The organism is Labrys sp. (in: a-proteobacteria) (genome assembly GCF_047605565.1).
GTDB lineage: Bacteria > Pseudomonadota > Alphaproteobacteria > Rhizobiales > Labraceae > Labrys > Labrys neptuniae.
Window position 1 is genome coordinate 1 of record NZ_JASGFM010000073.1, and the last position, 14,052, is coordinate 14,052.

Annotated in this window: 13 protein-coding genes; 6 read left to right on the plus strand and 7 right to left on the minus strand. The window is 65.5% G+C overall.

Features of this window, described 5'->3' with window-relative positions:
* The first annotated feature begins 144 nt into the window (after nt 1-144).
* Genes QM672_RS31920 through QM672_RS31930 form a run of 3 tightly spaced genes read left to right on the plus strand, consistent with a single transcriptional unit; the run spans nt 145 to nt 2,641 of the window.
* Entirely contained in the window at nt 145-1,356 is a 1,212-nt protein-coding gene (locus tag QM672_RS31920) for a Tm-1-like ATP-binding domain-containing protein (RefSeq protein WP_415087317.1), read from the plus strand.
* Between the two features lies 1 nt (nt 1,357).
* A complete protein-coding gene (locus QM672_RS31925; RefSeq protein WP_415087318.1) occupies nt 1,358-2,194 on the plus strand; it encodes a phosphoenolpyruvate hydrolase family protein in 837 nt (278 codons plus the stop codon).
* A gap of 9 nt (nt 2,195-2,203) precedes the next feature.
* Nucleotides 2,204-2,641: an SRPBCC family protein gene (locus QM672_RS31930; RefSeq protein ID WP_415087319.1), complete on the plus strand. Its 438-nt coding sequence runs from the start codon at nt 2,204-2,206 to the stop codon at nt 2,639-2,641.
* Nucleotides 2,642-2,658: 17 nt separating this feature from the next.
* Here QM672_RS31930 and QM672_RS31935 read toward each other — a convergent pair whose 3' ends face one another.
* The 4 genes from QM672_RS31935 to modB all read right to left on the minus strand — a co-directional run bounded on the left by QM672_RS31935 (nt 2,659) and on the right by modB (nt 6,198).
* Entirely contained in the window at nt 2,659-4,494 is a 1,836-nt protein-coding gene (locus QM672_RS31935; RefSeq protein WP_415087320.1) for an ABC transporter ATP-binding protein, read from the minus strand.
* A gap of 93 nt (nt 4,495-4,587) precedes the next feature.
* The gene (locus tag QM672_RS31940; protein ID WP_415087321.1) at nt 4,588-5,130 is read right to left on the minus strand and encodes a GNAT family N-acetyltransferase; all 543 of its coding nucleotides are present in this window, start codon (nt 5,128-5,130) and stop codon (nt 4,588-4,590) included.
* 55 nt (nt 5,131-5,185) lie between these two features.
* The gene (locus QM672_RS31945; RefSeq protein ID WP_415087322.1) at nt 5,186-5,419 is read right to left on the minus strand and encodes a DUF4287 domain-containing protein; all 234 of its coding nucleotides are present in this window, start codon (nt 5,417-5,419) and stop codon (nt 5,186-5,188) included.
* Nucleotides 5,420-5,499: 80 nt separating this feature from the next.
* Nucleotides 5,500-6,198 (minus strand): molybdate ABC transporter permease subunit, encoded by a 699-nt coding sequence (modB, locus tag QM672_RS31950; RefSeq protein ID WP_415087323.1) that lies wholly within the window; start codon nt 6,196-6,198, stop codon nt 5,500-5,502.
* Between the two features lie 442 nt (nt 6,199-6,640).
* Here modB and QM672_RS31955 point away from each other — a divergent pair, with 442 nt between their 5' ends.
* Nucleotides 6,641-7,000: a winged helix-turn-helix domain-containing protein gene (locus tag QM672_RS31955; protein WP_311943815.1), complete on the plus strand. Its 360-nt coding sequence runs from the start codon at nt 6,641-6,643 to the stop codon at nt 6,998-7,000.
* A gap of 22 nt (nt 7,001-7,022) precedes the next feature.
* On the opposite strand, the gene QM672_RS31960 is transcribed toward QM672_RS31955, so the two are convergent.
* From QM672_RS31960 to QM672_RS31970, 3 genes are all read right to left on the minus strand, one after another.
* On the minus strand, nt 7,023-9,881 hold the full coding sequence (locus tag QM672_RS31960) for a M16 family metallopeptidase (protein ID WP_415087324.1): 2,859 nt from the start codon (nt 9,879-9,881) through the stop codon (nt 7,023-7,025).
* 203 nt (nt 9,882-10,084) lie between these two features.
* Entirely contained in the window at nt 10,085-10,453 is a 369-nt protein-coding gene (locus QM672_RS31965) for a hypothetical protein (protein ID WP_311943813.1), read from the minus strand.
* Between the two features lie 173 nt (nt 10,454-10,626).
* Entirely contained in the window at nt 10,627-11,991 is a 1,365-nt protein-coding gene (locus QM672_RS31970; RefSeq protein WP_367625574.1) for a polyhydroxyalkanoate depolymerase, read from the minus strand.
* Nucleotides 11,992-12,168: 177 nt separating this feature from the next.
* Here QM672_RS31970 and QM672_RS31975 point away from each other — a divergent pair, with 177 nt between their 5' ends.
* Both QM672_RS31975 and QM672_RS31980 read left to right on the plus strand, forming a co-directional pair.
* Nucleotides 12,169-13,068, plus strand: a complete 900-nt coding sequence (locus QM672_RS31975) for a sugar phosphate isomerase/epimerase family protein (protein WP_311943811.1) — start codon at nt 12,169-12,171, stop codon at nt 13,066-13,068.
* Nucleotides 13,069-13,445: 377 nt separating this feature from the next.
* The coding region (locus tag QM672_RS31980) for a 3-keto-5-aminohexanoate cleavage protein (protein ID WP_415087325.1) at nt 13,446-14,052 on the plus strand (607 nt) is incomplete at its 3' end.

Here is a 14,052-nt window from a genome sequence, read left to right on the forward strand (position 1 = left end):
GAGCCCCTTCTCCCCTTGCGGGAGAAGGTCCCGGCAGGGGGATGAGGGGTGAAACGCCTGCTTGCCCATCCATCCGCTCTTAACGCGCTCACTGCGTCCGTGCTAGCGTCCCGCCACAATGATAAGACAATTGGGAGCGCAGGGATGGCCGGGTCGAGCGTCTATGTGGCGGGTACCTTCGATACCAAGGGAACCGAGCTCAATTTCGTGGCAGACCGCATCCGTGCCCATGGCCTCGATGTTATCAGGGTCGACCTTTCCACCGGCGGCACCGCCAGCGAGGTCGAGGTCCCGCCCGCAACCGTCGCGGCCAGCCATCCCGGCGGGGCGGAGGCCGTGTTCACCGGCGACCGCGGTTCGGCCGTCAGCGCCATGGCGCTCGCCTTTGCCCGCTTCATCGCAACCAGGGACGATGTCGCCGGCCTGATCGGCCTCGGCGGCTCGGGCGGCACCGCCCTCGTTGCCCCCGCCATGCGCGAATTGCCGGTCGGCACGCCCAAGCTGATGGTGTCCACCGTCGCTTCGGGCAATGTCGCCGCCTATGTCGGCCCGACCGACATCACCATGATGCATTCGGTGACGGATGTGGCCGGGCTCAACCGCATCTCCCGCGTGGTGATGACCAATGCCGCCAATGCCATTGCCGGCATGGCACGGGGGCGGGCCGAGGCGGCCGCCGAGGTCGACGACAAGCCGGCCGTCGGCCTCACCATGTTCGGGGTGACGACGCCCTGCGTGAACCAGCTGGTGGCCGACCTTTCGGCCGACTATGACTGCCTCGTCTTCCACGCCACCGGCATCGGCGGCCAGTCGATGGAGAAGCTGGTCGATTCCGGCCTGATCGCCGGCGTGCTCGACGTCACCACCACCGAGGTCTGCGACCTCCTGTTCGGCGGCGTGCTGGCGGCGACCGAGGACCGCTTCGGCGCCATCGCCCGCACCAAGGTGCCTTATGTCGGCTCCTGCGGCGCGCTCGACATGGTCAATTTCGGGTCGCTCGACAGCGTGCCGGAGCGCTATCGCGGCCGCAACCTCTATGTCCACAACCCGCAGGTCACGCTGATGCGCACCACGGCGGCGGAGAATGCCGAAATGGGCCGCTGGATCGGCAACAAGCTCAACCAGTGCGAGGGCGAGGTGCGCTTCCTCATTCCCGAGGGCGGGGTTTCGCTCCTCGATGCGCCCGACATGCCCTTCCATGACCCGCAGGCCAATGCAGCCCTGTTCGCGGCGCTGGAAGCGACGATCCAGCAGACACCCCGGCGCCAGCTCATCCGCGTGCCCGCCGGGGTGAACGATCCGGCCTTCGTGCAGGCGCTGCTGGCGAATTTCAAGAGTATTATCGGAGAGCATTGATATGGCTGGAAGCGAGCGCGAGAGGATCCTGGCAAGGTTCCGCGGCATGATCGCCGAGGGACGGCCGATCATCGGCGGCGGCGCCGGCACCGGCCTTTCGGCCAAATGCGAGGAAGCCGGCGGCATCGACCTGATCGTCATCTACAATTCCGGCCGCTACCGCATGGCCGGCCGTGGCTCGCTGGCAGGCCTGCTCGCTTATGGCAACGCCAACGAGATCGTGGTCGACATGGCGCGCGAAGTGCTGCCGGTGGTCAAGCACACGCCGGTGCTTGCCGGCGTCAACGGCACCGACCCCTTCTGCCAGTTCGGCCCCTTCCTCGATGGGCTCAAGGCGATGGGCTTTGCCGGCATCCAGAATTTCCCGACCGTGGGGCTGATCGACGGCAAGTTCCGGGCCAATCTGGAGGAGACCGGCATGGGCTATGGCCTGGAGGTCGACCTCGTCCGCCTGGCGCGCGAGAAGGACCTGCTCACCACGCCCTATGTCTTCAATCCGGACGATGCGCGTGCCATGGCCCGGGCCGGGGCCGACATCATCGTCGCCCATATGGGCCTGACCACGGGCGGCTCGATCGGCGCGGACACCGCGCTCACCCTGGAAGGCTGCGTGGCTGAGATCAACGCCATCGCCGCCGCCGCGCGCGAGGTCTCGCCCGGGATCATCGTGCTCTGCCATGGCGGGCCGATCGCCGAACCGGAGGATGCCCGCTTCATCCTGGCGAACTGCCCGGGCTGCCACGGCTTCTACGGCGCCTCCAGCATGGAGCGCCTGCCGGTGGAAAAAGCCCTGGTCGCCCAGACGCAGGCGTTCAAGAACCTCAACATCAGTAAATAGGGGGAGACCATGGCCAAGGCCTATGCAAGCGCGGTGATCGACGCGCCGATCGAAACCGTGTGGAAGACCGTGCGCGACTTCAACGCCCTGCCGGACTGGCATCCCGCCATCGCCTCGAGCGAGATCGAGGATGGCCGCAGCGCCGATGCCGTCGGTTCCGTCCGCTCCTTCCACCTCAAAGATGGCGCCCATGTGCGCGAGCGCCTGCTGGCGCTCGACGATGCCGGGCACACGCTCAGCTATAATTTCGTCAAGCCGGCCTTCCCGGTGGAGAACTACGTGGCCGTCATCCGCCTGATCCCCATCACCGACGGCAATCGCACCTTCGCCGAATGGAGTGCAACCTTCGACGAGGCACCCGCCGATGCCGGCAAATATGTCGAGATCGTCTCGACCCATGTGTTTGCTGCCGGCTGGAAGGCATTGCAGGAGAAATTGAAGGGATGAGGGGAGAATAGCGCCCCCTACTGCCCGACCACGCCCTCCGGCGCGGCCGCCATGGCGAAGGCGGCGGCGAACAGCGCCTTGGTATAGTCCTCGCGCGGGCGCTCGAAGATCTCGCTGGCCGGGCCGTGCTCGACGATCTTGCCGGCCTGCATCACCATCACCTCGTTGGCGAGGGCCCGCACCACCTTCAGATCGTGGCTGATGAAGAGATAGGCCAGTCTGTGACGCTGCTGCAGCTCGCGCAGCAGGTCGACGATCTGGGCCTGCACCGACATGTCGAGCGCCGAGGTCGGTTCGTCCAGCACCAGGAATTTCGGCTGCAGCACCATGGCGCGCGCAATGGCGATGCGCTGGCGCTGCCCGCCGGAGAATTCATGCGGATAGCGGTCCATCGCCTTGGCATCAAGGCCGACATCGGCAAGCGCCCGGGCGACCGCTTGCCGCCTCTTGGCCGGGTCCATGCCCCAGCCGAGCCGGCGCAGCCCCTCCTCGACCAATTCGATGGCCGTTTCGCCCAGGCCGAGCTGGCGCAATGCCTCGTCCAGGCTGGCGCGCCGGCCGAGCCTGGTCAGCATCGTCTCGATCCGATCGGCCAGGGCAGGGTCGAGCCCCAGCGCGGCCAGCAGCCGCTCGATGGCGGCGCGCTGCTCGGCGGGACCGAGCCGCCGCCCCAGGACCAGCAGCCCCTCCTCGACGATCTCGGCCACCGACAGGCGCGGCGAGAGCGAGCCATAGGGATCCTGGAAGACGATCTGCATCTCCTTGCGCAGCGGGATCATCGCCCGCCGGTCGAGGCCCTGGATCGGCTTGCCGAGATAGGCGATCGGCCCGGTCGAGGAGATCAGCCGTAACAGGGCGAGGCCAAGCGTGGTCTTGCCCGAGCCGGATTCGCCGACGACGCCGAGGGTCTGACCTTCCTTCACGGCGAGGCTGACGCCATCCACCGCCTTGACGTGACCGACCGTGCTGCGCATCAGCCCGGCCCTGATCGGAAACCAGACCTTGAGATCGTCGGCAGAGACGATGGTGCGGGCCTCGGGATCGAAGGGCGTCGCCTTGCCCTTGGGCTCGGCCGCCAGCAGCCGCCTGGTATAGTCGCTGGTCGGATTGGCGAAGACCTGCCCCGTCGGGCCGGCATCGACAATGCGTCCCTTCAGCATCACGCAGACCCGGTCGGCGAGCTTGCGCACGATCGACAAATCATGGGTGATGAACAGCATGGCCATGCCGGTCCTGGCCTGCATCTCCTTCAGAAGCGCGAGGATCTGGGCCTGGACGGTGACATCGAGCGCCGTGGTGGGCTCGTCCGCGATCAGCAGGTCGGGATCGTTGGCGAGCGCCATGGCGATCATCACACGCTGGCGCTGGCCGCCGGAGAGCTGGTGAGGATAGGCATCGAGGCGCTTTTCCGGCTCGCGGATGCCGACCTGGGTCAGGAGTTCCAGCGACCGCGCGCGCGCCTCCTTCTTCGACAGGCCGCGATGCACGCTGAGGATCTCGCCGACCTGCCGCTCGATGGTGTGGAGCGGGTTGAGCGAGGTCATCGGCTCCTGGAACACCATGGTGATGTCGGCGCCTCGCACGCGCTGCAGCGTCCTTTCCGGGGCGCCAACCAGGTTTTCACCGCGAAACAGCACTTCGCCCGAGGGGTGGGAGGCGGCGGGATAGTTGAGCAGCTGCACGATCGACAGGGCCGTGACCGACTTGCCCGAGCCCGATTCGCCCACCAGCGCCAGGGTCTCGCCCTTGTCGAGGCTGAAGGAGACCTTGTCGACCGCCAGTTCCGGCTGTCCCTCCGTCCGGAAAGCCACGGAAAGGTCGCGAACCTGAAGAAGCGGTGCCGAAGAAGCCATCGCCAAGGCCTAGCGCAGAATCGGGGCGGATTGAATCGGATTTTGTGCCGGCGCCTTCCTGCGCCGGCATTGCGGCTGCACCGGCAATCCCGATCAGGGGTCGGCGAGATGCGCGAGATCGCGCCATCCATAGGCATCCTCGACGAGAACGAAGCGCCCCCGCCTATCTTCTTTCTCGGCGACCCATTCGTCCCCTTGGCGCTCATAGAACGAGCGGGCCGTGATATTCCCGCGCAGAACCCACAACGAGACGGCCCGGAGGCCATAGGCGTGCAGCGCCCGCGCCATTTCACGCATCAAGGCGCGGCCGATACCGCCGCGTTGATGCGACCGCAGGATGTAGATGGCGCCGATTTCCGCGTCGAAACCCCGATCCCCGAGGTCCTGGTCACGCTGCCAGCCACATGAGCCCAGGCCGACGATATCGCCACCGTCCTCAGCCACATAGACGGCGACATTGCCGACGGCAGGCGGATCAGCGAGGATCCTGGTCCACATCGCCGAACGCGCCCTCACCGACAGCTTCGCAAGCATGGCATCGGGCATCAGACCGGCATAGGTCTCCCGCCACGAAGCGACATGCAAGGCGCCGAGCTTGGCAGCATCCTGCGGATTGGCCCTACGCAGGGTCGTCATGCGGTGCCCCCTATTCGCCCTTCAATCATGCCGCTTATCGCATGAAGACAGCTCGTCAGTCCGCCTTGCCATCCTTGGCGAGGGCGTAGGCCACCAGGGCATTGGCGTGGCCATGGCCGAGCTTGAACTCGTCCTTGAGCCAGTTGACGATTTCCATATGCTTGGTGCCGCGCTTGCCCTCGATCAACGCCAGCCAATGCGCGATCGGCCGGCCGTATGTCTTCTCGATGGAGGGGAAATAGGAGGCGGGGCCTTTGACTGGCGGCTGGTCGGGTGCTTCGAGGCTCACAGTCGGTCTCCACGAATAGACGGGCCTGTGAAGGTGATCCGACCCGCTGTCCATTGCAAGACCGAGAGGCGGGCTCGTCCTCAGCCCTGCGCCGCCTGCCCGAGCCGCGAGCGGGCGCGCCGGGCCATCGCCTCGGAGATGATCAGCGCGCCGAAGGCCATGATCACCGAGACCAGGGTCAGGCGGATCACGGTGCCCTCGCCATAGGGATCCTGCAGCGCCGTATAGATCGCGGCCGACAGGGTCTGCGTCTCGCCGGGAATGTTGGAGACAAAGGTGATGGTGGCGCCGAACTCACCCAGCGCCTTGGCGAAGGCCAGCACCATGCCGGCGATGATGCCGGGAATGGCGAGGGGCAGAGTCACCGTGACGAAGGAAAAGAAGGGATTGGCCCCGAGCGTGCCGGCCGCCGATTCGAGCCGGGGATCCACCGCCTCAATGGCGAGGCGGATGGCGCGCACCATCAAGGGAAAGCCCATCACGGCGCAGGCGATGGCGGCCCCGGTCCAGCGGAAGGCGAAGACGATGCCGAGATGCGAAGCGAGGAAGGAGCCGACCAGGCCGTTGCGTCCCAGCATCACCAGCAGGACATAGCCGGTGACCACCGGCGGCAGCACCAGCGGCAGATGGACGAGGGCGTCGAACAGCGCCTTGCCGGGAAAACGCCGGCGGGCGAGAATCCAGGCGGCGGCGACCGCGAAGGGCAGCGAGATCACGGTGGCAAGACCGGCAATCTCGAGGCTGAGCCACAGGGCCGTCCATTCTTCAGGCGAAAGCACGCCCCGCTCCTTCACCTATGCCCGACTACGCTATATTCTCCTGAATAGGGCGCTTCGCCTGCAATCGCAATCACACCCTCTGCCCTTGGAGCAAAACGCGTTGAGGTGTGAAGGCTGAATTGCTCCAATTCTTTGTTTCGACGCGCCTTTGCGATTCCGTGACTCCGTCGTAATTACGCAGGGATGAGCCGCCCCTCACCCTTACCCTCTCCCCGCAAGAGGCGGGGACAGGGTGACTTCGACCGGCCGTCTCATGCTGGAAACGCGCCATCTCGCCCGACCGTGGGGCGAGATGAAAGGCTGGAGGAGCATTCGCGACGACTGCGCCCCCTCGCCCCGCCTCTTGCGGGGAGAGGGTAAGGGTGAGGGGCTACGTGACCTCAAAGGCAAGGGGGAGCAATTACACTCCGCCAAATCGAAAAACGCTCTCAGGAGACCGATCATGTCCGGCCCGCCCGTCATCCGCCTCAAGATCGCCTTCGACGAGAACGCCCGGCTCGGCCCGGGCAAGATGGACCTGCTGGAGGCGGTGAAACGGGCCGGCTCGATCTCGGCGGCGGGCCGCGAACTCGGCATGTCCTATCGTCGGGCCTGGCTGTTGCTCGACGCGGTCAACACCATGTTCGGCCAGCCCGCCATCGAGACCTCGGCCGGCGGCAGCCATGGCGGCGGCGCGCGCCTCACCGCCTTCGGCGAAGACCTGCTGGCCGCCTATCGCTCGGTGGAGGCCGAGACCGCCAGGCTGGCCGAACGGGCCTTTGCCGACCTGGTGCCAGCCAGGAAGGAACAGGCCCGCGCCTGATCGACGTGTCTTGCCGCGAGCCTCAGCGCGCTGCGGCAACCCCGGCCGGCAGTACCGTCAGCTTCCAGACGCTGCCGGGCTTGAAATAGGTCTGGGCAAAGGCGCGGATATCCTCGGGGCCGACCTTGTCGTAGCCGTCCTGGCCGGCGCGGATCAGATCCAGGCGCCGCGGATCGGTCTGGCTGCCGCTCAACTTGCCGAGCCAATAGTCGTTTTCCTGCCGCCGGCGTCGGATCGTCTCGATCTTCGGGGCCCGGGCGCGGGCAAGTTCGTCGGCGGAGACGGGCTTGTCCGCCAGATCCGCGGCGATCTTGTCCACCAGCGCATAGAAGGAAGCGACCTTGGCCGGCGTGGTCTCGACCATGGCATAGACATAGCCGAAGCCCGGCAGGGAAGAAGACAGGTCGACCGAGCCCTGGGGAGAGTAGGTCGCTCCCTCGGCAATGCGGAACTCGTCGATCAGGCGATTGACCAGGATCGAGCTGGCGAGGTCGGCCGTGAAGCTGCGCGGGATGTCCGACAGCATGTCGCCGACCGGTATGGCCACCAGCACGGCGGCATTGTCCGGACGCCCGGAATGGGTATGAACGACCGGTTCGGCCGTGACGGCGGGAAAGGCTCCGGCCTTGTCGGCGACCGGTGCCTGCGGCGCCGGACGGGACGGCAGGGCACCGAAGGTCGCCGCGACTTCACGGATGGCATCATCCACGCCGACATCGCCGACAATGGTGATGTCGAGGGCGCCCCCGGCAAAGACCGGTGCGAACAGGTTCTGGAAATCCTCGGGTTTGGCCGCCAGCAATTGCGGACGGTCGGGGAAGATCCAGCGCGGATCGCCGGAATGGATCAGCCCCTGGAAATCCCGGCTGACCACCACGCCGGCCGTCGCCTCATATTGCGGCAGATTGGCGAGATAGAGCTGGCGGATCCGCTCGAAGACCTCCGGCCGCCAGGCAGGATCGGAGGCGTAGGCGGCGAAGATCTGCAGCTGGGTGGCAAGGTCGGCCGGGCGGGTCGTGCCCTCGAACTTGAAGGCATTGTCCTCCAGCGAGAAGCCGATGCTGGCGATCTTGGGCGCCAGCACCTTCTGCATGTCGTCATAGTCGATCGCCTTCAGGCCGGAGAGTTCGACCGCCTGGGCGGTCCAGGTCGGGATCGGCCGGTCATGCGGCAGATCGAGCCGGCCGCGGCCGATATCGAGGCGGACCTGGATCTCGTCGGCCCGGAATTTGGTGGGCTTTACGGTAAGGCGGGCGCCATTGGCGAAACGCACCATGGTCGCGCCGATATCCTCGACGGTACGGCGCTCGACGATGGTGCCCGGGTTGCCAAAATTCGTGTAGGGCCAGGCCACTGCCGCGGCATCGGCCGGCGCGGTCACGGCAACGGACTGCGACTGCGCATAGGCCTTCTCGACCGCGGCCGGTTCCGGCGGCTCGGCGCCCTGCAGCACCAGGCGCGGACCGCTGCCGGAGAACAAGGCCTGGACAGCCTTGTCGACCTCGGCGGCGGTCAATCCCTTCACCATGCGCTCAAACAGAGCGAGATCGTCGGCCGGCGAGGTGAAGACCTTGCTTTCATCGACACTGTTGGCGAGCATCGCGGCAAGATCCGGGCTGGTGCGGGTCGCCGCACCATCGGCCAGCGATTGCAGGGCGGAACGATATTCCGCCACCTCGCGGTCAACCTCGGCCTGTTGCGCGCCGAACTGCACGAGACGGCGCTGTTCCTGGTCGAGCGCGGCCAGGCCCTTGTCCCAGGCCCCGGCCTCGACATCGGCGGACAGCAGGCTGGCGCGGGCCGATTCATAGAGGTCCTGCAAGCCGACATCGGCGGCGATGAAGGGCGGACTGGCCTTGCGCGACAGGGCCTGGAGGCGACGCTTGAGCACGGACAGGCCGACATATTCGATCGCGGTCTGCCGCCGCTTGGCATAGCTGTCGGGCGCGGCGTCGAAGGGACGGATCCAGCTGAGATAGATCTTGGTGTTGGCGCCCGGAACCTTGACGACATCGGCGCCGACGCCGCGCTTGAGCGGCTGGCCTAGATCCGGCTCGGCCACGGCAGGTCCGACCGGCTTCCAGTCCTCGAAGCGCCGGCGGATCTCCGCCTCCATGGCGGCGGGATCGATGTCGCCGACCACCAGCAAGGTCGCGCGGTCCGGGCGGTAATTGGCCTGGTAATAGGCACGCAGCCGCTCGATGGGAGCGGTGCGGATGATCTCGGTCTTGCCGATCGGGGCGCGTTCCGGCACGCGCTGTCCGGCGAGCAGGACGTTGAACAGGCCCATGACGCTGCGATAGCCGGGCGTGTCGCGCAGGCGCTCCTCGGAGAGGACGACGCCGCGCTCGCGATCGAGGGCGGAGGCACTGAGCGTCAACTCGCTCGCCGTCTCGCGCATCAGCATCAAGCCGGTGGAGACGGTATCGGCATCGACCTCCGGCAGGTCGAGCGCATAGACAGTCTCGTCATAGCTGGTGTGGGCGTTGGTGTCGGCCCCGAAGGCCAGCCCCTTGCGCTGCAGGATGCGTATCATCTCCCCTTCCGGCACCCGTGTGGAGCCCTTGAAGGCCATGTGCTCGAGCATATGGGCGAGGCCTTGCTGGTCGTCGGCCTCCTGCAGCGAGCCGGATCCGATGCGCAGCCGGATGGCGGCCTGCCCCGCCGGCGTGGTGTTGCGCATCACCGCAAAGCGCATGCCGTTGCCGAGCACGCCGAAGCGGATGCCGGCTTCCGGCTTGAGGTCGCTGTCGGCCTGCGGCCAGGCGGTGACCTTGGTCGCGGTTTCAGCTTGGGCGGAAAAGGGAGCGACGGACAGGCAAAGCAGGACCGCCGCGATCAGGCGATGGGCAAGCCGCAGGCGCAAGATGGAATGGGACAAGCAGGATCTCTATGGGAGAGGAACAGATTTTGCTCGCGCACCATAGAGCAAAACGCGTTTGGACGGAAATGCTTGTTTGCTCTAACTCCTTGTTTCGACGCGTCTTTGCGATTCTTGGCGTAACCGCCAAATCGCAAAACGCTTTAGCATCATTCCCCAAGGTTGCGGCAACTCGCCGGCCCGGAGCGACAGATCCGTCGATGCTACTGCCGGCGAGGCGGATATTTCGTCAGACAGACATGCTTGGCGATCTTGTTCCGGGGTATGACCACCGCCGGCGTGGTGCCGGAGGGTTCGCCTTCGTCGGCATCCAGGGCATCCTTGAAGAAGCCGCTGTCATAACGCGTGGTGCATTCGTCATATTTATTGCAGACGGCGAGCTTGGTGCAGACGATCGCCCCGCCCTGCTCGTAGATGTAGTAGGTGGCGCTGGAATAAGGCGGGCGGGCATAGCGCTCGGTGCGAATGGTGATGTCGCCTCCGCCCTTGATGTAGTCCTGCGCCAAGGCGCCCGGCATGGCGCCGACGAGGCAAGGCAGGACAATCAGGACAAAGCCCATCAGTTTGCGCATGGGATCAACCGCCTCGCGTTTCGACCGTCTCCACCCCTATGCGGCCTCGGCGGACAGCCGTCAACGGACCGGTACACCGGCATGAAAGCCCCAAAAGTGCCGTCGGCTTCGCCATTGCGGCCATGCCCGGGACAAGTCCAGGCATGGCAAAGCAGCGCTTCAATCGAGCCCGGTCAGACCGAGACCGGCCGCACCGGGCCCTTGCCGCGCTTTGAATCCAGCGGGATCGGATCGTTGGTGCCGCGGCTCGTCGGCTTGGTCGGCGCCAGATTGGAGCGAATGAAGTCGGAAATGCGCGGCGCGATCTCGGCCCGGAAGCGCGAGCCGTTGAAGACGCCGTAATGGCCGACGCCCAGCTGGGTATAGTGGGCCCGCTTGTCGGCCGGCAGGTTCACGCACAAGCCATGGGCCGCATGAGTCTGGCCGTGGCCGGTGATGTCGTCGTTCTCGCCCTCGATGGTGAAGAGCGCGGTGTTGCGGATGGCGCCCGGATCGACAGGCTTGCCGCGATGGGTCATCTCGCCCTTGGCGAGGGCGTATTTGACGAACACGGTGTCGACCGTCTGCAGGTAGAATTCTGCCGTCAGGTCCATCACCGAGAGATATTCGTCATAGAATTCGCGATGCTTCTGGGCACTGTCGCCATCGCCGCGCACCAGATCGAAATAGAGCGTCTTATGGGCGTCGAAATGGCGGCTCAGATTCATCGTCATGAAGCCGGTCAACTGCAGGAAACCGGGATAGACGTCACGCATGAAGCCGGGATTGGGGAACGGCACCTTGGTGATGACGTTCGACCGGAACCAGTCGACACCCTTCTCGACGGCGACGTCGTTGACCTTGGTCGGCGAGAGGCGGGTATCGATCGGGCCGCCCATCAGCGTCATGGTCAGCGGTGCATAGGGGTCGTTTTCCGCTTCCATGCGGGAAACAGCCGCCATCACCGGCACCGAAGGCTGGCAGACGCCGATCACATGGGTATCGGGGCCGAGCACATGCAGCATCGAGATGATGTAGTCGATATAGTCGTCGAGATCGAAGCGTCCTTCCGATACCGGCACCAGGCGGGCGTCGGTCCAGTCGGTGATGTAGACTTCATGATTGGGCAGGAAGGCCTCGACCGTGCCGCGCAGCAGCGTGGCGTAATGCCCCGACATCGGCGCCACGATCAGAAGCTTCGGGTCCGGACGGTGATTGCCGCGAATGGCGCGGGAAAAACGCAGGAGATTGCAGAAGGGCCGGCGCCAGACGACCTCCTCGTGCACGGCGACACGCTCGCCGCCGACCAGCACGTCCTTGATGCCGAATTCAGGCTTGCCGTAACGGCGTGTAACGCGCTCGAAGACCTCGCAGGCCGCCGCAACCGACTTGCCCCAGGTGGTCATAGAAAAAGGATTGCCGGGATTTTCAAAAAACGCCCGAGTCGCATCGGAAAAGGCTCTAGTCGGGCCAAGCGCCGCATGAGTCGCTTCGTAGATGGTGTAGACGGGCGCGGAAATCGCGCCCAACCCCATCATGCCCTTAAGTTCTTCAAACATAGCACCACCAAACTACAGATTGCAGGTCCGTCGCTGAATGCTCGTCACGGATTTGTCATAGCAGGATTATTGCGACGCAACAAATATTCCGGAGTGTAGAAGCGATATCGTCAACAATCTGATACCGGCAGCGGGCAGGAAGCCTATGCTGCTCCGACACGACCAAGGGAGTTCGAAATGCCCACCCAACCCGCTCTCGGCCTGACTTCGCGCGAGGGCCAGCCGGATCTGTCCGACCTCGCCGCCAGGCTCGATGAGGTTGCCGATCTCGGCCTCGCCTTTGTCGAACTACCCGCTTACCACTACGATCTCGTGCTCGCCGGGCGCCCGATGGCCTCGCGCGTCGCCGAATTCGAAGCCATATGCCGGGACCGCCCCTTCGGCTTCACCGTGCATGGCCCGCTGCCGATCAATTTCATGGCCCCGCCGGCGCTGCTGCCGCGCTTCCTGGAAACCACCGAGGCCTTCATCGAAATCGCGGCCCGCATCGGGGCGCCTCACCTCGTCATCCATGCCGGCATGATGCAGGCCGACGAGCGCCACGACGCCGAGAATGCGGCCGCCCGCCAGCGCGACTATCTCCGCCGGGCCGGCGATGTCGCGGCCGCGCATAATGTCGTTCTCTGCGTCGAGAACCTGTTCGATTTCGGCCCCTATGCAGCGACGCCGAGCATTGCGCGCCTGGCCGAGGAACTCGCTCTGATCGACCACCCGCAGGTCCGGGCCACGTTCGACTTCAGCCACGGCCTCATCCACGCCAGCCAGTATGGCTATGACTTCCTGGAGGAGGCCAAGGCGCTGGCGCCCTTCGCCAAGCACCTGCATCTGCACGATTCCTTCGGCCAGCCCGACCTGCCCTGGGTCTATGACAGCGCCGAGGCCAATGCCTTCGGCCTCGGCGACCTGCATCTGCCGCTGGGTTGGGGCAGCCTGCCCTGGGACGCCCTGGCCGAGCACTGTGCCTTTCCTGCCGAAATCATCGCCATCCACGAACTCAACGAGCGTTTCTGGCGGGACCGGCAGGAGGCGCTCGACAATGCCAGGGGCTTTGTAGAACGCCTGCGGACGGCGGACTGAGAAGGCGGACATCTCGTCCATAAGCGCTAACTTAAGGGTTGGGCGAGATGATCGAGCTGAAGGTACGGCTCCCCATGTGAGCCCCCTCGCCCCGTTCTTACGGGGAGAGGATACAGGTGAGGGGCTACGCAATACTTGGTTTTTCGAGGTCCGTGCTGCCCCTCATCCTTACCTTCTCCCCGTAAGAACGGGGCGAAGGGATGGCCGGCGTCGCGCCTCTCGCCTGAAGTTAGCGCCTATGGACGTCTCGTCCGCCCCTTGGAACCACCACATAAGCCGTCAAAGCGCCCCTGTCGCATTCTGCACCATGCCTGTCGCGACAGGTCACGTGCGTAAACGGGGCTGGCCTAACATCGCCTCTCCAGGGAGGAAGCACCGTGAATACCGACGTCATCATATCCTGCGCGATCACCGGAGCCGGCGACACCGTCGGCAAGCACCCGGCCATCCCGGTCACGCCCAAGCAGATTGCCGATTCCGCCATCGAGGCGGCCAAGGCGGGCGCCGCCATCGCCCATCTGCATGTCCGCGATGTCGACACCGGTAAGGCCGGGCGCAAGCTCGAACATTATCGCGAGGCCGTCGAGCGCATCCGCGATTCGGGTGTTGACGTGGTGATCAACCTCACCGCCGGCATGGGCGGCGACTTCTTCTTCGATCCGGCCAATCCGCGCACCGGCGGCGCCGGCACCGACATCGCCAATGCGGCCGAGCGCGTCGCCCATGTCGAGGAACTCAGGCCCGAGATCTGCACGCTGGATTGCGGCTCGGTGAATTTCGGCGACGGCCTGTTCATGGCCACCGGCGAGACGCTGCGCGAAATGGCCGAGCGCATCCAGGCCGTCGGCGTGAAGCCCGAGATCGAGTGCTTCGAGCTCGGCCATATCTGGCAGGCCAAGGACCTGATCAAGCGTGGCCTGATCGATGCGCCGCCGATGTTCCAGCTCTGCCTCGGCATTCCCTGGGGCGCGGAGGCGACCACCG